Origin of the sequence: Dokdonia sp. R78006 (genome assembly GCF_042466145.1) — a bacterium.
Lineage (GTDB): Bacteria > Bacteroidota > Bacteroidia > Flavobacteriales > Flavobacteriaceae > Dokdonia.
Window position 1 is genome coordinate 179,855 of sequence record NZ_JAXHBU010000001.1, and the last position, 16,357, is coordinate 196,211.

Genomic DNA, 16,357 nt, shown 5'->3' on the forward strand with positions numbered 1-16,357 from the left:
AGGCAGTATGATTGTAACATACTGCCTTTTTATTTGTCTCTTTATTAATCAATAAAACTTCAATTATGAAAAAAATCATTGTAGCAGTATTACTCTTATCAGGTATGACTGCATTTAGCCAAAGCGCTGGCTTCGGAATCAAGGGCGGACTAAATTATGGATCTGTAGGCGATCTAGAGTTTACCTCAGAATTTGCCGAAAGTACTTTTGACAAAGAAAATAAGTCTGGCTTTCATGCTGGTATTTATTACAAGGCAGTGTTTGCTGGTATTTTTATACAACCAGAACTGCTTTACACTAAAATTAATACAGAATATCAGAGCAATATTTCAGGCTCAAATAGTATTGATTATGAATTGTCAAAAATTGACATTCCAGTACTCGTAGGTTTCAATGTTATAGGTCCTTTAAATGTGAAGGCTGGACCTTCTTTTCAGTACATTATAGATGATGAATTTGACGGGATAGACATTGATTTTGAAGATCCGGAAAATTCATTTACTGTAGGCTACCAGCTAGGTGCAGGGCTTTCATTTGGTAAGCTAGGAATTGATGTGAGATATGAAGGAGCATTTACAGACAATACCATTGTAACAGAAGCTCAGGCTGAAGATAATAGTGTAGGGTTTAAAGTAGATGCAAGACCATCGCAATGGATTTTAAGTTTATCGTACTCTCTTGATGGAGGGAACTAGCTTTAAAAAAATATAGATTTTAAAATCGGGTATTCTTAATAAGAGTACCCGATTTTCTTTTTGGTATACCTCGCACCTATTTCTAAGAGGAACGACATAAAACAAGCAATTATGCTCAATCTCTAGCCTCGATGTAGAAGTTTATAATCTACATATCGAACCACTTAACATATTTAATAACCTTCTCAAATCACTTGATTGAGCATCAAAAATTAGTTCAAATAAAAAAGGCACATTGTTCAAACAATGTGCCTTTTAAGTATGTTAATTACGCTTTCGCGAAAGCGTAATTAAATTCTAACTATCTGCATCTAGATAATCAGGTATACCGTCTCCGTCTGTATCTGTATATGTAACGACTCCAGTTGTGCTATTGATTACAATTTCATCTAGGGTATCTCTACCATCACCATCATCATCGCTATCTAGGTGATTACTTATTCCGTCTCCATCTGTATCTATAAAAGAAACTAAATTTCCATCTTCATCACGTATAATCTCTAATTTAGTAAGAACACCATCATTATCATCATCTTGATCAATGTATGCAAATGACAAATCATTATCCGGGTCATCTGCATCGTCAAAAAGAAACCCATTACCATCAAGATCTTCATCTATTGAGATTATACCATCGCCATCATGATCTGTAATGACTACATTAAAAACAGAAAAAGTAAATACAAGTGGACTATATATTTCAACACTTCCTGGAGGAAGATTGAAATACGCAAGACCACTAGGTATAAAAACGGCCCCTACTCCATAATCCTCATATGCAGTCGTTCCATCTCCATTTGTAACAGGTCCAGATCCAGCTCCTTTAAAACCAGCTACACCATTTTGAAAACCATCAATAGTCCTAGCAAGATCAAACCATACAGGATTAGGAGAGGAATCAAAAACTGAACTATTTAAATTTCTACCTGTATAATTTAACAGTGTAGAATCTGCATAAGTGGCTGCAGGTTTTTCGCTAGAGCCTTGTCTTGCTGTTAAGATGTAAATAGTTTGATCTGTATCCTCACGATTATACGTAAGACTTGATAATTCTGGTCTATCTATAAGAGGAGTCTTATCACTATTTGCAAGTGCTATTGTGTCAAAACGTATTTGATAATCAAAGTCTACTGTAGGATTCTCAAACTCTTCATAATTATAAAAGTGCGTTTCTAAATACTCACGTATCTCTGCATCATCTTCAATTGCTTGCTCTCCCCTATCTCTAGGAGGAACAATCGTAATGTCTGCATCATCGTCTTCAGGACAACCAACACATAGTAGTAAAACTATCGCTAGACCTAGGTAATTTCTTAATTTCATCAATTTTAATTTAAGGACTGCAAGATACAATTTTGATGTATTTTTGCACATTACTTTACCTTTATTAACGCGGTTTTATCCCTTTTTATATGAGAGTAGACAAATATTTATGGTGCGTGCGCTACTTTAAGACTAGATCTATAGCTACAGCAGCTTGCAAGAAAGGTCAAGTCAAAATTAACAACACCTCTATTAAACCTTCTCGAGACATATATCCTTCTGACACCATTTCTGTGCGTAAAAACCAAGTCACTTACGTACTAGAGGTCCTTGACCTACCTGAAAGCAGGCTAGGTGCAAAACTAGTAGGCATGTATGTGCGCGACAAAACTCCTAAGGAAAATCTTGAGAAACTAGAATTACTTAAATACTCAAAAGATTATTATCGTAAAAAAGGAGTGGGTCGCCCTACTAAAAAAGACAGAAGAAGCATTGATGAGATTTACAACAATGACGATTTTTTTAAAAGCGATGAAGAAGAATAGTAGGTTAATTGAATATCTTTAACCCATAAGCTAGCACAGATATGAAAGTTAAACTGGAGAAAATATTAGATCATCAAGCAATAGCTCATAAAACAAAGCGCATTGCCTTTCAAATCTACGAAAGCAATGCAAATGAAGAAGAAGTGATTCTAGCAGGCATTGCAGATAACGGTTACAAATTTGCCGAACGTCTCGCTATGGTTCTTGCAGAGATATCTCCTCTCAAGACAATTCTTTGTAAAGTGACTATGGATAAGAAAAATCCGCTAGGTACTGTACAGACAAGTCTTCCAGCAAGTGAATACCAAAACAAATCTGTAATTCTTATAGACGATGTTCTCAATTCTGGAACGACGCTCGTATATGGCGTAAAACATTTTCTTGATGTGCCATTAAAGAGATTTAAGACAGCTGTACTAGTAAATAGAAATCACAAAAAATACCCCGTAAAAGCAGATTTTAAAGGCATCTCTTTGAGTACATCACTTAATGAATCTGTAAAAGTCACTTTTAGAAAAGGCAATGATACTGCTGTTTTAGAATAGTTTCTTTAAAATTTCGACAGTTAATTCTTTTGGTGATTGGGTTTCTACTTTAATCACAACATCCGCCTGGTTATAATAAAACCCTCTCTCAAATAAATGCTTCCTTATATAATCTTCTAGATCTTCTAGCGATTGCATGCTAGCAATCAGTGGGCGCTCCTCTTTTGCCTCCCATAACCTATTTGCAAGTACTTTAAAATTCCAATTAAGGTACATTGTCTTTGCATTTGCTTCTTTAATAAGCTCCAAGTTGTTTCCATAACAAGGTGTTCCACCTCCTAAAGCGACTACTATATCACCATCATTCTCATCAATTAACGCTTTTAGATGTCTTGTTTCGGCTTTTCTAAAATAAATTTCACCTTTATTTTTAAATATTTCTGAGATACTATCGCCCTCTGCCTCTTCTATATAGGTGTCAAAATCTAAAAATTTGTAAGAAAGTGCTTCAGCGAGTAGTGGTCCAATGGTTGATTTTCCTGACCCCATGTACCCCATTAAAAAATATTTCATATGCGAACTTATTGAAAAACAAAGGTATATATTAAACTAAAAAAAAGAATGAAAATTTTATTTAAAAGGTTTGGAAATAAGAATTAATTAGATGTATATTTGCACCCGCAATGAGGCAATGACCTGGTAGCTCAGTTGGTAGAGCATCTCCCTTTTAAGGAGAGGGTCCCGGGTTCGAGCCCCGGCCAGGTCACTTGATAAGTGCAAACCTCCATCTTTTGATGGAGGTTTTTTTATGCAAAAAAAATCAAAAAATAATTTCAGATTATGCTTTGAGTTTCGAAAGAAGACTTTATATTTGCACCCTCGTTAAAATGACGACCTGGTAGCTCAGTTGGTAGAGCATCTCCCTTTTAAGGAGAGGGTCCCGGGTTCGAGCCCCGGCCAGGTCACTTTATGAGTATAAACCTTCATCACTAGATGAAGGTTTTTTTATGCTTTAAATTCAACAACCCTTAAAAATAGTTTTAGATTCACTCTAGAGTCTCATAAGAACATTTTATATTTGCACCCGCATTGATAAAATGCCGCTTATCTACCCGGGTGCTGAAATTGGTAGACAGGCACGGTTGAGGGCCGTGTGCACTAGTTGCGTGTGGGTTCAAGTCCCATTCCGGGTACAAAGAGAGTTAATCACATGATTAACTCTCTTTTTTATTACAATTCTTCCATAGATATTCCACAACCCATTAAGCGATAAGGCTTCAGAAGGTTCACTAAACTAATTCTTACCTTAAATTATCACGCTTTCGCGAAAGCGTAACTACATTTTCATAAACTTTGTTTAAATTTTAATACTCATAGGTTAAACAAAATAATTTAATTCCATACTTTTACATATAAATAAGGAGTTTTATGAAAAATGCTGTAAAGACAAAATTTAGTATAAAGGACCTTGAAGGCCTAAGTGGCATTAAGGCACATACTATACGTATATGGGAAAAAAGATATGGACTCCTTGAACCACAACGTACGGATACCAATATTAGAACATATGCACTAAGCGATTTACAGAAATTACTTAATGTTGTGTTTCTTACGGAGCATAAATACAAAATCTCAAAAATTGCCCGTCACTCTACAAAGGAAATAGCAGCACTTGTTGCAAGCTTAATTTCTGAATCTAACGAGTCTAGTGAAAATCATGCTATCAATTCATTTAAAATAGCAATGATGAATTTTGATCAAAATTTATTTCATAAAACATATAATGCACTTAATGAGACGAAGCCCTTTGTAGATATATTTTATGAAGTCTTTATACCATTACTACACGAAATAGGATTGTTATGGCAAACGGATACCATAAATCCATCGCACGAGCATTTTATATTCAATCTCATCAAGCATAAAATTCTTATTAATATTGAAAAAACGCAAATCAGTGTCCCACCGTTAAAAGAGAAGACATTTGCGCTTTTCCTGCCTGAGAATGAAATACACGAGTTAGGATTATTATTTCTTAATTACGAGTTGGTTTCTCACGGATATAAAGTTATTTACTTAGGGCAAAGTATCATGCTTTCAAATTTAAAGTATCTTTCAGTTAACCATCCTAATCTATCATTTGCCTCTTACTTCACTGTTAATCCTTTAGAAAGTGAGATTCCTCAATACTTTGAAGATTTTAATGCTGTTTTTGAAAATCAGAAATTAGATTTATACGTATTAGGCGCTATGACTAGTAAAATAGATGAAACAAAAATCCCTTCAAACATTCATATTATGCTTAGCATAAGAGAGTTTGTAAATGTTATAAAACAGTCTACCCCATCATATGCATAAAAAAATTATAATCATAGGTTCTGGATTTTCCTCTCTATCTGCAGCAAGTTATCTTGCCAAAGCAGGAAATGAGGTTCACCTTTATGAAAAAAACAGTACGCTAGGAGGACGAGCAAGACAGCTCAAACGTGATGGATTTACCTTTGACATGGGACCTAGCTGGTACTGGATGCCAGACATTTTTGAAAAATTCTTTGGTGATTTTGGAAAGAAAGTATCAGATTATTACAGCTTAGAAAAACTGGATCCTGCATATCATGTTTGGTTTGCAGATGAGATTGTGACCATAGGTGACACCCTTGATAAAATTGCTATAGAATTTGAACGCATAGAACCGGGCAGCTCACCAGCATTAAAAAAATTCATCAAAGAAGCAGGGGTTAATTATGACATTGCTATTAATGATGTAGTAAATAAACCTGGCCTTTCTCCATTTGAGCTAGTAACACCGGAGACTGCTGTACGAGTTGCACAATTTTTCAAAACGATAAGTGATGATGTGCGTAAAGCATTTAAAAATGAGAAACTTGTTTCTATCTTAGAATTTCCAGTGCTTTTTCTTGGTGCAAAACCAGACAAGACGCCTGCTTTTTATCGCTTTATGAACTATGCAGATTTTGGCTTGGGCACTTGGCACCCTAAAGGTGGTATGCATTCTGTTATTCAAGGAATGATCTCACTAGCCGAAAGTCTAGGTGTAACCATGCATACAGATGCAGGCGCATCAAAAATCATTGTAGAAAACGGAGTAACTAAAGGAATTGTTGTCAATGGTGAAACAATCAATGCAGACATCGTAGTAAGTGGTGCAGACTATCACCATACTGAGACTTTATTAGAGCCTGCTCATCGCCAGTATTCAGAGAAATATTGGGATAGCCGAGTTTTTGCACCATCCTCCCTACTATTTTATGTAGGATTTGATAAGAAATTTGATAAAGTCGCTCATCATAATTTATTTTTTGACACCGATTTTAATGAACACGCAAGAACTATTTATGATGATCTTGCTTGGCCTAAAGAACCATTATTCTACGCAAATTTCCCATCTTTAAGTGATGAGACTATGGCTCCAGCTGGTAAAGAAAATGGATTTTTCTTGATACCAATAGCACCAGGAGTAGAAGATACACAAGCACTTAGAGATAAATATTTTGATATTATAATGGAACGGCTAGAGCGACTTTCTGGTCAAGATTTTAGAAGTCACATACTATTTAATGAATCTTTTTGCGTCAAGGATTTTATAAGCGAGTACAACAGTTTTAAAGGAAATGCATACGGAATGGCAAACACTTTAAAACAAACTGCATTTCTTAGACCGAATTTAAGAAGTAAAAAAGTGAAAAATTTGTACTTTACTGGGCAGTTAACGGTTCCTGGTCCTGGAGTTCCTCCAGCACTTATATCTGGTAAGCTAACTTCTCAACTTATAGCAAAAATTAAAAGTTAATATGAAATCATTATTTGACACCGTTTCCAGAAGTTGTGCAAAGGTTGTAACCCAATCTTATAGTACTTCCTTTGCCAGCGCTACAAAGATGCTTGCGCCGTCAATAAGACAGGACATTTACAATATTTATGGTTTCGTACGCTTTGCAGATGAGATTGTAGACTCTTTTCATGATTATGACAAAGCGCTTCTTTTCGAACGTTTTGATCAAGATCTTAAAAATGCGCTAGAAGACAAGATAAGCTTAAACCCTATTCTCAATGCTTTTCAAGAGACGGTACACAAGTTTGCTATAGAACAAGAGCACATAGATGCTTTTATGAAAAGTATGCGTCTCGACCTTACTAAGTCAGATTACTTAACAGATGCAGAGTACAGAGAGTACATCTATGGAAGCGCAGATGTAGTAGGCCTTATGTGTCTTACGGTTTTTGTACAAGGAGATAAGGAGCAGTATGAATCTCTTAAGGAAAGCGCCATGAGTCTAGGCTCTGCTTTTCAAAAGGTAAACTTCTTACGTGATCTCAAGGCAGATTTTGAAGGACTAAGTAGAACCTACTTTCCAGATACAAATCTACACGAACTTGACGAAGCTTCAAAGCAAAGCATCATTGCAGATATAGAAGAAGACTTTGCAAAAGGTCTTGCGGGAATCAACAGACTACCTATAGAAGCTAAGTTTGGAGTGTACACTGCCTTTAGATATTACAAAAAGCTGCTTACTAAACTCAAGAAAGTACCTTCTGCCGAAATTAAAAATACACGTGTACGAGTTCCAGACTATGTAAAAGCTAGTCTATTGGCTCGTAGCTATGTAAAATATCGTTTAAACCTCATTTAAATTTTACCCTATACTAATGCAAACATTTCTTTGGATACTCGTTTTTGTAATGACATTCGTCGTAATGGAATTTCTAGCTTGGGCAACACATAAATATGTGATGCATGGCTTTTTATGGTCACTTCATCAAGATCACCACCACAAAAAACACAATTCTTGGTGGGAAAAAAATGACCTCTTCTTTATTTTTTATGCCCTAGTTTCAATAGGCTGTTTCCTATTGTGGCAGTACGAAGGCGTATGGATAGGTCTACCTATAGGCTTAGGTATTTTTGCCTATGGTCTTGCATACTTTGGCGTACACGACATATTTATTCATCAGCGATTTAAGTTATTTCGCAATGCAAATGGATGGTACGGTAAAGCATTAAGAAGAGCACATAAAATGCACCATAAACATTTAGGTAAAGGAGATGGAGAATCTTTTGGGATGCTCTTTCCTCCAGTAAAATACTTCAAGCAAGCGAGAGCAAGCAAGAGATAAAATATAAAAGACCACTGTAAAAGGTGGTTTTTTTTATGCTTTCGCGAAAGCAAAACAACACTCCTCTCAATTCATTTTTCTAAGTTTGCAGCATGCAAATAACCTCATTAGTTACTGGTGGAGCTGGCTTTATAGGAAGTCATGTTGCTCGTCATTTACTAGATTTAAATCATCAAGTCGTTATACTTGATGATCTCTCTGGTGGTTTTGAAGACAACATTCCAGAAGGCGCAACATTTATCAATGGCTCTATCATAGATGTCTCACTTATTGACGCTATTTTTAATCAATATAATTTTGACTACGTATACCATCTAGCTGCATATGCCGCCGAAGGGTTGAGCCATTTTATCCGTAAGTTCAACTACGAGAATAACCTCATTGGGAGCATCAATCTCATTAATGCAGCGGTTAATCACAACATAAAGAAGTTCATCTTTACAAGCTCTATTGCTGTGTATGGAACTCAAGAATTACCACTTAAAGAATCGCAAAAACCACAACCCGAAGATCCCTATGGTATTGCAAAATATGCGGTAGAGATGGATCTCGATAATGCACATAAAATGTTTGGGCTTGACTATATTATCTTTCGCCCGCACAATGTGTATGGGCCTGGGCAAAACATCGGAGATAAGTATCGCAATGTAGTGGGCATTTTTATGAATCAGATATTAAAGGATGAACCGCTTACCATCTTTGGCGACGGAAATCAGACCCGTGCTTTTACCTACATAGATGATGTGGCACCTTATATTGCGGCTAGTTACGCTTTCGCGAAAGCGAACAACCAAATCTTTAACATAGGCGCAGACACCGAAAACACGGTAAATGATCTAGCTAAAGAAGTAGGAGTTGCTATGAAAAAAGAGGTAACCATCAACCATCTAGAAGAGCGCGAGGAAGTAGTACACGCCTATGCAGACCACTCAAAATTTACAGAAATCTTTAGCCCAAAACCAGCTACAACACTTGCTCAAGGATTACAAGAAACCGCAAAATGGGTGACCGAACACGGCGCGAGAGAAAGTAGTACTTTTGACCCTATAGAAATCACAAAAAACCTTCCAAAATCGTGGCAGTAAATCAACCCCTCGTATCTATCATAATGGCCGTAAAAGACACGGCTCCATATCTACACGATTGCATAAACTCGATTATAAACCAGACGTATCAAAACTGGGAACTTATTGCTGTAAATGATCACAGTACAGATGAGACTCCAGAGATTCTTACGGCATTTGCAAAGCAAGATACACGCGTTCGTGTTTTTGACAGTGACGGTTATAAACTCATCCCAACATTACAATGTGGATACAGAGAAGTGCGCGGAACCCTGCTCAACAGAATGGACTCTGATGATAAAATGCCAGATTATAAAATTCAGCTTCTCGTAGATGAGTGGCATAAGTATGGAAAAGGGCACGTGATTGCTGGAGGTACAGAGCACTTTGTAGATGAGGGCGAGGTAGGTGATGGTTTTTTACGCTATGAACGCTGGCTTAATGAGGTGGCGAGAACAAGCACACACTACCAGCAGATTTATAAAGAGTGCGTTATCCCGTCACATTGCTGGATGATTCATAAAGATGATTTTGATGCCGTAGGTGCTTTTGATCCTGTTATCTATCCAGAAGATTACGATTTATGTTTCCGTATGTACAAACACGGGCTCAAAGTTATAGGCATAGATGCCATACTTCACCACTGGCGTGATCGCTCTAACCGCATCTCACGTACTTGGGACGAGTATAAAGACAATCGCTACTTTGATATGAAAATGCGTTTCTTTTATGAGATAGATCGTGATAACACACGACCACTCGTACTCTGGGGTGCCGGCCGTAACGGTAAGGATATGGCTAAGATTTTACAATCGTATAATGACACTTTTCACTGGGTTTCAAATAATGAGAAACAGATAGGCAAAGACATTTACGATGTACGCATGCAATCCTTCACCGATGTCCCGTCTATAGAGAATGCGCAGATTATGATTGTAGTTTCTTCTCCCGATGGAAAGAAGGAAATACAAGCACTACTCGATTCTTGGGACAAAGTAGCGGTTAAAGATTACTGGTTTTTTGCTTAGTTTATTGGCACATTATTCATGAATTGGAGTGCTTTTATTTAGAAAAGAAGGGATTATTTTTTAAACAAAGTAATCTTAAGGTGTTGATTCATTAATTAACAACATGCTCTATAACCGCTAACTCTTGAAAATCGAAATTCCCTCCAGTGTTTGAACCGAAACCATATGAAAAATATTGAAGCGGTCGGTAAGTACCAACAACATCAATTTTTTGATTTCCATTTCCTTCACTTAGTAATATATGAATAGGATAGGTTATAGTCGGTATTCTTTCTAGTAATGTATAATCCTGACTATCAAAAACGTGTATCTCTTTCTTTGCTTGTACTGCCGCATAAATCTTATTGTCTGAACCTATCGAGAAATTAAAATACTTATCGTTTGTTAACAATTCAAAGTTTGATAATTGTTCAAAAGAATTTAAACTAAAAACTGACCCTGATCTCCCAGAAATAAAGATTTCCAACTCTTCATTAATAACAAATAAATTTGGATCTATATTACTTCCGTCTATTCCGAAACCTTGAAGATTGATATCACCTGTTTGATTAACGAATTCTACATTACATTCAACTTCAGAAGGACAATTATCTACTAGTCGCATTAATCCAGCTTGAGCAGCATCAAAACGGCTTATAATATAAAACACGCTTTCTTGGTTATCATAGCTCAGTAATATATCTCCCGCTCCCACTGGCGCTCTAAAATTTTCTCCCGTATTTAGGTTATAGGAATAGTAGAAGCTATCTCGACCTTTATAATAAAATTTTTCACCTACAAATGCAAATGTTTTAATAATCTCATTATCAGGAACTTCAAACTCACTAATCAGTCCGTAATCACCTGTATTTAAGATTTTAACTTCTCCTTCGGTATTTGTTACTACCAATAAATTGTTAAAACGAAACTGAAATTTATTAAAACGAGATAGTCCAGAACCAAGATTAAATATCTCAGACACTTTACCTGCGGAGGTATTGTATCTTACTAATTTAGAAGTAGAATTACGGTCATAAATATGGTATATATTTTGCTCTAACCTATCTCTTTCTACCTGAAATGGGACATTATTAAAGGTTACTAAATCTCTGTCTAGAACTCCCCTATTGCTTGTAACTTCAAGACTCTCAGTCTGTCCATCGCTCTCGAAACTAAAACGAACTTGTACAGTGTAGGAAACAGAGGTTGTGTAGGGTACATCAAAATCAATATAAGATGTAGCATTTGATGGAGTATTTGATATAAATTGATCTACGACTAACGTTGAAGCGGTAAATGTATCATTCCTATAGATGCTAATATTATTAATTATAGAATTGATAGGCTTGCTTATCTCCCAATTAATCTCTATTTCATTCTCTAGTATAGTTAAACTTTCAATTGATACTTCAAAGTCATCAGTTGTAGTAGTCGTTTCATCCTCTTTAGAACAAGACAATACTAGGACTACAAAAAGTAACTGGTATACTTTCTTAAAATAATGCATTGAATATTCCGGGTTTAAATCTAGCAGTTAGATACTCATTAGAAAAATAATTGAATTCATTAATAGAAATATAATAGAATTCACCTCCTACATATTTAATACTTTCAGGTACAGTACCATTAAAATCAATTTGATTTCCTGTCTGTAAATTCCGTAAAATATTCCCAGACTTGACTATAACATAGTTATCTATTATAAATGAAACTTGTTGATTTAATGTTTCTACAGAAAAATCCGCATTCACAATGATCGTTGGATTGAAGCTGTCAAATTGTGATAAAAACAATTTACCATCAGCATGTCTTGGATTAAATACATTGCCTCCATTTTGGGCTTCTGGCAAAGGAAACCCTTCCAACGCATTAGAAGGAAGCTCCTCCCACTCTAAAGTATTCCTATTTAATTTCAACTTAAAATTTTGAATATCAATAGTATCATCAGGTGTTAAGATAAAACCTCCTAAGACGAATAATCCGTCTTGAAAAGCAAAAACATTTGAATTATATAAAGTACTACTTACAGGTGTTTCAATAAGCGTTTCTTCAAAAGAATTAAGATCTATAAAGCTCCACTCGTAAACTGGATCACTACCTAAAGGCGTTTTTTGTAAGTAGATCCTATCAATATTATCAAATACAGTAAATTCTATAATACCTTCAAACTCCCAATCTCCTATCCTTTCCCACTTTTCTGTATCTGTTTCAAATTTAAAAAGCGCGTAAATTGGATCCAGATGATCATCAAAATCGTTTAGGTTTCCTAAACCGTAAATATCTTGATCAAAAACGTAAGAATGTTCAGTTACATTTGGATTTTGGTCTACTAGAATAGCATTTTCAACAATAGAAAGTTCTGCATCTAAAACTGTCACAAAACCCGCATACTCATATCGTAGTTCCTGAATTGTAAAATCATCGTAAATCCCCGGCGGAATATCTACTACAAGGAAATCATTTGCTACATAAAAACGTGCTTCAACATCATCTACAAAAACACTACCTAAACTTTCGGGATTCAACCCTATACCTTGAACTGCAAATTCACCATAAAAAACATTTGTTCCATCGGGGATAGTCAAAATTGGTTCTAATAAATCTAATTGATCATCAACTACAATCTGTCTTTGAGCCGTCACCTCAATATTAAGATGAGATTCAACAATAAACGATGGCAAGAGTACGGTTATAGAATTGTATGAAGATTCTAAAATTTGAGCAGATTCATTATTTATTTCAACAATAATATCATCTATATCAATATCAAAATTTTCACCAAAAATTTCAAATGGCTCTCCAAATATAGCTTGGTCAGTTGAATAACCTGAGATGGAAGGACTTAATAATGAAAAATTAGATACAGCAATAGTTTCATTTGTATTCAAATCAATTACCTCTATATTTTTTTGCGCTGTATCAAGTGATCTTGGAATCAAAATGTTTATTACACCTGATTCTTGAATAAAAAATGATGTCTGTTCATTACCAAAAAAAACTTGGATGTTACTATCAAAATTCACTTCGGCTATATCTAATGAAATTCTTTGACCTAAAAGACCTGATGTATTCGGTAAATTAGTCATTGTAATAGTTTGGCCATCGTCTGTTCCACAAGATAGAAGTAAGAGACTTAGATATAAAAAAACGTATTTCATTTAAAAAGTTTGAGTAGTAAAAATATAAATCAAAAGTCCTACTTAGGTTATGTTTCAAAGAAAAGTAGTAATTATTTTTGGGCTTAGCCTACAAATATGAATATTCCACTACTGTAATATTCGCATATGTTAGTTAAGTATTCTTCTTAAGTACAAACAATCCTATAATGACACCTTTCACTGGGTTTCTAATAATGAGAAACAGATAGGTAAAGACATTTATGATGTACGTATGCAATCTTTTACAGATGTCCCGTCTATAGAAAATGCGCAGATTATGATTGTAGTTTCTTCTCCCGATGGAAAGAAGGAAATACAAGCACTACTCGATGCTTGGGGCAAAGTAGCGGTTAAAGATTACTGGTTTTTTGCTTAAATTATTCATTTGAGATAAGAACAAGTTCTTCTTGAGGAGCAATAAGATACTCCGCTCCATTTTCTGTTACTACAGCCATCTCCTCTACAGACATTGTTTTTACACCGCCGTCTGCTAGTTTCCAAGAGTGAAAACCGTCAAAGGCAAACGTCATCCCTTCCTTGATCACTTTTTCTGAGGCTGGTCTTACGTGTGATGCTTGAGAACCTCCTAGATTAGGTCCTACATCGTGAGCGACATAGCCTACGGGGTGACCCGTGCTCCACATCACATAGTCAGACCCTGCTTTTTCCATAAGTACGCGCTGGGCTCTATCTACATCTACTCCTTTAACGCCAGGTTTCATCGCAGCGAGTGCCTCCCTATTTCCAGCTTTAGAACTTTCCCAGTAGTGCATAATCTCATCTGGAGCCTCGCTCTCGCCTTCTTTTAAAACATATGCAAATCGCTGTATATCTGTCACCCACCTGTCATATACTTTGATGCCAAAATCTATTTGTATCACATCACCAGGCATAATTACTTTATCTGTAGCGTGCGAGTGCCCGCGGTCTGGCCCAGAATTTACATTAGGATTTTGAGCAGGTGCCCATCCATCTGTCACGCCATACTCGGTCATTCTTTGTTTTAAATATTTTGCAATGTCTGCATCTGTAGATGTGCCAGGCACTACTTGCTCGTAGGCTTCAATCTGCCACTGGGCAGTGAGCTTTGCTGCTTTCTTTAAGATGGCAACTTCTTCTGGTAGCTTTATAGATAACCACTCATAGACCACCTCTTCAGAGGATACTAGTTTTGAGGTTTCGTCACCTAAGGCAGTAGCGATTTCTTCATACTGTGTATGCGTAAGTCCGTCTGCCATCACATTATTTGAAGATGTGTTTACGGCAATACTTTTAAAATCTTTTGTTTTGACAAAATCTGAGGCTTGCTCAATAGCAGAGGTTCCTCGAGCTACACTCACGACCTCCCCGTGTATATCTAGGTCATCTAGCGCAGTTGCTTCTCCAGAAGGTGAGAATACCTTAGAATGAAACCCAGTTGCATCGTTGTAAAATAAAAACACGGCGGTACCACCAGCATTTTCTCCTCCTATGTGATCTGCAATGGGGTCATTATTATTTTCTCTACAAATAGTCATCCAGCAATCTACCTCTGCAGTTTTCAGTGCTTGCGGTAATAGCTGACTAATACGCTTCTTTCTAATGTCTGGCCAAGGGTTTTCTCCCCAGTACGTTTCCGGGTTTATGGCAACTTCTGGTTCTTGTTGTTGAGCACAACTACAAACTAAAAAAATGGAAAGAAAAAAGAGTAAAGGTTTAAGCATCGTATCAGGATTATTTTCAGAGTAATATAGAAATTTTGTTCCTATCTCTAAAAATAAAATGATGCAAATTAAACTAGCTGCTCGCTATTAAAATGCCTCTGCAATCCCTAAGTAAAACTCACTAGAACCTCTACCAAAACCTACATCAAAACGAAGATTGAGACGCTCTTCCTTATCTATCATAAAACGAAGACCACCTCCATAGGTAGGTTTTAAATTCTTAAACTGAAAATCGCTTACATCATTATAGATATCACCTCCACCGGCAAATAATACAGCGCCAAAACGAGAGTTCTTAAACGTCTTTCTATATTCTACCTGGCTTGCAAGTAAATCTCTACCTATATAACGGCCTTCTCTATAACCACGCATAATCTCACTACCTCCAAGAAAAGAAAACTCAGAAAACGGTAAGTCACCGCGAGTAAATCTTCCCACCATCTGGAATGCAAGAATATCATCTTTATCTGCAAATGGCTTTGTATAATGTCTTAAATCAAAACGTGTCAAATCAAAATTATGTGTACCTCCTAGCGCCTCGAAGTATTGACCTCTCGTCGTCTCTAGGTACCATCCATTTTGAGCATTTAGTACATTATTTCTGTTATCATACAGTGCAGCAACCTCAACACCTAGCGACGTAGAGCCATCATAACCCGTAGGTCTGGTTTGATCTATAAGTCCGCCCTCTTCTATATCAACAGAGTAAATGTGATTAAATCGCACACCTGCACCTACAAAAAGGTAACGTGTAAAAGCCTGCTTTAAAAAGATAGGCTCCACTAGTAACTGGTAATAATTATACTCCTCCTCTTCACTTTCTGGTGAGTTTGTGCCAAAACCATAAAACAGTCTTGGGTAATTTTGAAAAAGGATATTACCCTCTATCACCCACTTCTCTTGGTTTGTAAAAATCTCAAATCCAGAATAAACAAAAAACTGACTATTAAGTGTGTACTGCAGCGTGATAGGCATATTAGACACACGCGTCTCCTCCCCACTACCGTTAAATTTAAATAAGTATTTTGCACCCGTCCCAAAGGCAAAATTTGTTTCCGGACTGTAACTCATTACTGGTGCCGCTATAAACTTAGATGCATATAAAGTACTATCTTTTGCAACAGCCTTGTGGTTAGGATGAAACGTAAAAAACTCTTTAATTTTTTCAAAATCCTGCGCTTGTGCATTCTGCGTATTTCCTAAAGAAATAAGAAGAATTACAACGGTATATATAATTTTCTGGGGGAAGTAGTTTACTCTCAAAATGCTATTTTTGAGTAAAGATACTGTAGACGGGAGTT

The 16,357-nt window shown here is 36.2% G+C and carries 16 protein-coding genes and 3 tRNA genes; 13 read left to right on the forward strand and 6 right to left on the reverse strand.

The genetic code is table 11. The features are described 5' to 3' along the window. The first annotated feature begins 65 nt into the window (after window positions 1-65). Complete coding sequence (locus SJY37_RS00845; RefSeq protein ID WP_298328578.1) at window positions 66-695, forward strand: outer membrane beta-barrel protein; 630 nt, start codon at window positions 66-68, stop codon at window positions 693-695. A gap of 297 nt (window positions 696-992) precedes the next feature. On the opposite strand, the gene SJY37_RS00850 is transcribed toward SJY37_RS00845, so the two are convergent. Beyond that, the gene (locus tag SJY37_RS00850) at window positions 993-2,018 is read right to left on the reverse strand and encodes a hypothetical protein (RefSeq protein ID WP_298328580.1); all 1,026 of its coding nucleotides are present in this window, start codon (window positions 2,016-2,018) and stop codon (window positions 993-995) included. An 89-nt stretch (window positions 2,019-2,107) separates the two neighbouring features. Between SJY37_RS00850 and SJY37_RS00855 the strand changes: the two genes are divergently transcribed. Together SJY37_RS00855 and SJY37_RS00860 are read left to right on the forward strand one after the other, a co-directional pair. After that, a complete protein-coding gene (locus tag SJY37_RS00855) occupies window positions 2,108-2,503 on the forward strand; it encodes an RNA-binding S4 domain-containing protein (RefSeq protein ID WP_298328582.1) in 396 nt (131 codons plus the stop codon). A gap of 41 nt (window positions 2,504-2,544) precedes the next feature. Then, window positions 2,545-3,048 carry a phosphoribosyltransferase family protein gene (locus SJY37_RS00860; RefSeq protein ID WP_298328584.1) on the forward strand — a complete coding sequence of 168 codons (504 nt, stop codon included), beginning with the start codon at window positions 2,545-2,547 and terminating at the stop codon, window positions 3,046-3,048. On the opposite strand, the gene SJY37_RS00865 is transcribed toward SJY37_RS00860, so the two are convergent. Beyond that, the gene (locus tag SJY37_RS00865) at window positions 3,040-3,561 is read right to left on the reverse strand and encodes a shikimate kinase (protein WP_298328586.1); all 522 of its coding nucleotides are present in this window, start codon (window positions 3,559-3,561) and stop codon (window positions 3,040-3,042) included. The genes SJY37_RS00860 and SJY37_RS00865 overlap by 9 nt on opposite strands. A gap of 120 nt (window positions 3,562-3,681) precedes the next feature. Between SJY37_RS00865 and SJY37_RS00870 the strand changes: the two genes are divergently transcribed. The 9 genes from SJY37_RS00870 to SJY37_RS00910 all read left to right on the forward strand — a co-directional run bounded on the left by SJY37_RS00870 (window position 3,682) and on the right by SJY37_RS00910 (window position 10,216). Continuing rightward, window positions 3,682-3,754 (forward strand) — tRNA-Lys (locus SJY37_RS00870). Window positions 3,755-3,880: 126 nt separating this feature from the next. Continuing rightward, window positions 3,881-3,953 (forward strand) — tRNA-Lys (locus SJY37_RS00875). 145 nt (window positions 3,954-4,098) lie between these two features. Continuing rightward, window positions 4,099-4,181: transfer RNA gene (locus tag SJY37_RS00880), tRNA-Leu, on the forward strand. A 235-nt stretch (window positions 4,182-4,416) separates the two neighbouring features. After that, on the forward strand, window positions 4,417-5,346 hold the full coding sequence (locus SJY37_RS00885) for a MerR family transcriptional regulator (RefSeq protein WP_298328588.1): 930 nt from the start codon (window positions 4,417-4,419) through the stop codon (window positions 5,344-5,346). After that, on the forward strand, window positions 5,339-6,799 hold the full coding sequence (locus SJY37_RS00890) for an NAD(P)/FAD-dependent oxidoreductase (RefSeq protein ID WP_298328590.1): 1,461 nt from the start codon (window positions 5,339-5,341) through the stop codon (window positions 6,797-6,799). The genes SJY37_RS00885 and SJY37_RS00890 overlap by 8 nt, the downstream gene beginning before the upstream one ends. 1 nt (window position 6,800) lies before the next feature. Beyond that, on the forward strand, window positions 6,801-7,640 hold the full coding sequence (locus tag SJY37_RS00895) for a phytoene/squalene synthase family protein (protein WP_298328592.1): 840 nt from the start codon (window positions 6,801-6,803) through the stop codon (window positions 7,638-7,640). A 16-nt stretch (window positions 7,641-7,656) separates the two neighbouring features. Beyond that, a complete protein-coding gene (locus tag SJY37_RS00900) occupies window positions 7,657-8,124 on the forward strand; it encodes a sterol desaturase family protein (protein ID WP_013751435.1) in 468 nt (155 codons plus the stop codon). 92 nt (window positions 8,125-8,216) lie between these two features. Continuing rightward, window positions 8,217-9,209 carry an NAD(P)-dependent oxidoreductase gene (locus SJY37_RS00905; protein ID WP_298328595.1) on the forward strand — a complete coding sequence of 331 codons (993 nt, stop codon included), beginning with the start codon at window positions 8,217-8,219 and terminating at the stop codon, window positions 9,207-9,209. Beyond that, complete coding sequence (locus SJY37_RS00910) at window positions 9,200-10,216, forward strand: glycosyltransferase family 2 protein (protein ID WP_298328597.1); 1,017 nt, start codon at window positions 9,200-9,202, stop codon at window positions 10,214-10,216. The genes SJY37_RS00905 and SJY37_RS00910 overlap by 10 nt, the downstream gene beginning before the upstream one ends. 91 nt (window positions 10,217-10,307) lie before the next feature. Here the strand turns inward: SJY37_RS00910 and SJY37_RS00915 are convergent, their stop codons facing one another. After that, entirely contained in the window at window positions 10,308-11,702 is a 1,395-nt protein-coding gene (locus tag SJY37_RS00915; protein WP_298328599.1) for a hypothetical protein, read from the reverse strand. After that, complete coding sequence (locus SJY37_RS00920; RefSeq protein WP_298328601.1) at window positions 11,689-13,353, reverse strand: IPT/TIG domain-containing protein; 1,665 nt, start codon at window positions 13,351-13,353, stop codon at window positions 11,689-11,691. The genes SJY37_RS00915 and SJY37_RS00920 overlap by 14 nt, the downstream gene beginning before the upstream one ends. A gap of 232 nt (window positions 13,354-13,585) precedes the next feature. On the opposite strand from SJY37_RS00920, the gene SJY37_RS00925 reads away from it, so the two are divergent. Continuing rightward, window positions 13,586-13,729, forward strand: a complete 144-nt coding sequence (locus SJY37_RS00925; RefSeq protein ID WP_379952695.1) for a hypothetical protein — start codon at window positions 13,586-13,588, stop codon at window positions 13,727-13,729. Between the two features lies 1 nt (window position 13,730). On the opposite strand, the gene SJY37_RS00930 is transcribed toward SJY37_RS00925, so the two are convergent. Further along, entirely contained in the window at window positions 13,731-15,056 is a 1,326-nt protein-coding gene (locus SJY37_RS00930; protein ID WP_379952696.1) for a M24 family metallopeptidase, read from the reverse strand. A gap of 87 nt (window positions 15,057-15,143) precedes the next feature. Further along, a complete protein-coding gene (locus SJY37_RS00935; protein ID WP_379952697.1) occupies window positions 15,144-16,319 on the reverse strand; it encodes a BamA/TamA family outer membrane protein in 1,176 nt (391 codons plus the stop codon). Window positions 16,320-16,357: the final 38 nt, after the last annotated feature.

Bases quoted from the DNA above. Each gene is read 5' to 3' on its own strand.
- SJY37_RS00905 (WP_298328595.1), top strand. From the start codon at position 8,217: ATGCAAATAACCTCATTAGTTACTGGTGGAGCTGGCTTTATAGGAAGT.
- SJY37_RS00900 (WP_013751435.1), top strand. From the start codon at position 7,657: ATGCAAACATTTCTTTGGATACTCGTTTTTGTAATGACATTCGTCGTA.
- SJY37_RS00895 (WP_298328592.1), top strand. From the start codon at position 6,801: ATGAAATCATTATTTGACACCGTTTCCAGAAGTTGTGCAAAGGTTGTA.
- SJY37_RS00885 (WP_298328588.1), top strand. From the start codon at position 4,417: ATGAAAAATGCTGTAAAGACAAAATTTAGTATAAAGGACCTTGAAGGC.
- SJY37_RS00930 (WP_379952696.1), bottom strand. From the start codon at position 15,056: ATGCTTAAACCTTTACTCTTTTTTCTTTCCATTTTTTTAGTTTGTAGT.
- SJY37_RS00865 (WP_298328586.1), bottom strand. From the start codon at position 3,561: ATGAAATATTTTTTAATGGGGTACATGGGGTCAGGAAAATCAACCATT.
- SJY37_RS00855 (WP_298328582.1), top strand. From the start codon at position 2,108: ATGAGAGTAGACAAATATTTATGGTGCGTGCGCTACTTTAAGACTAGA.
- SJY37_RS00850 (WP_298328580.1), bottom strand. From the start codon at position 2,018: ATGAAATTAAGAAATTACCTAGGTCTAGCGATAGTTTTACTACTATGT.
- SJY37_RS00845 (WP_298328578.1), top strand. From the start codon at position 66: ATGAAAAAAATCATTGTAGCAGTATTACTCTTATCAGGTATGACTGCA.
- SJY37_RS00890 (WP_298328590.1), top strand. From the start codon at position 5,339: ATGCATAAAAAAATTATAATCATAGGTTCTGGATTTTCCTCTCTATCT.
- SJY37_RS00925 (WP_379952695.1), top strand. From the start codon at position 13,586: ATGCAATCTTTTACAGATGTCCCGTCTATAGAAAATGCGCAGATTATG.
- SJY37_RS00920 (WP_298328601.1), bottom strand. From the start codon at position 13,353: ATGAAATACGTTTTTTTATATCTAAGTCTCTTACTTCTATCTTGTGGA.
- SJY37_RS00860 (WP_298328584.1), top strand. From the start codon at position 2,545: ATGAAAGTTAAACTGGAGAAAATATTAGATCATCAAGCAATAGCTCAT.
- SJY37_RS00915 (WP_298328599.1), bottom strand. From the start codon at position 11,702: ATGCATTATTTTAAGAAAGTATACCAGTTACTTTTTGTAGTCCTAGTA.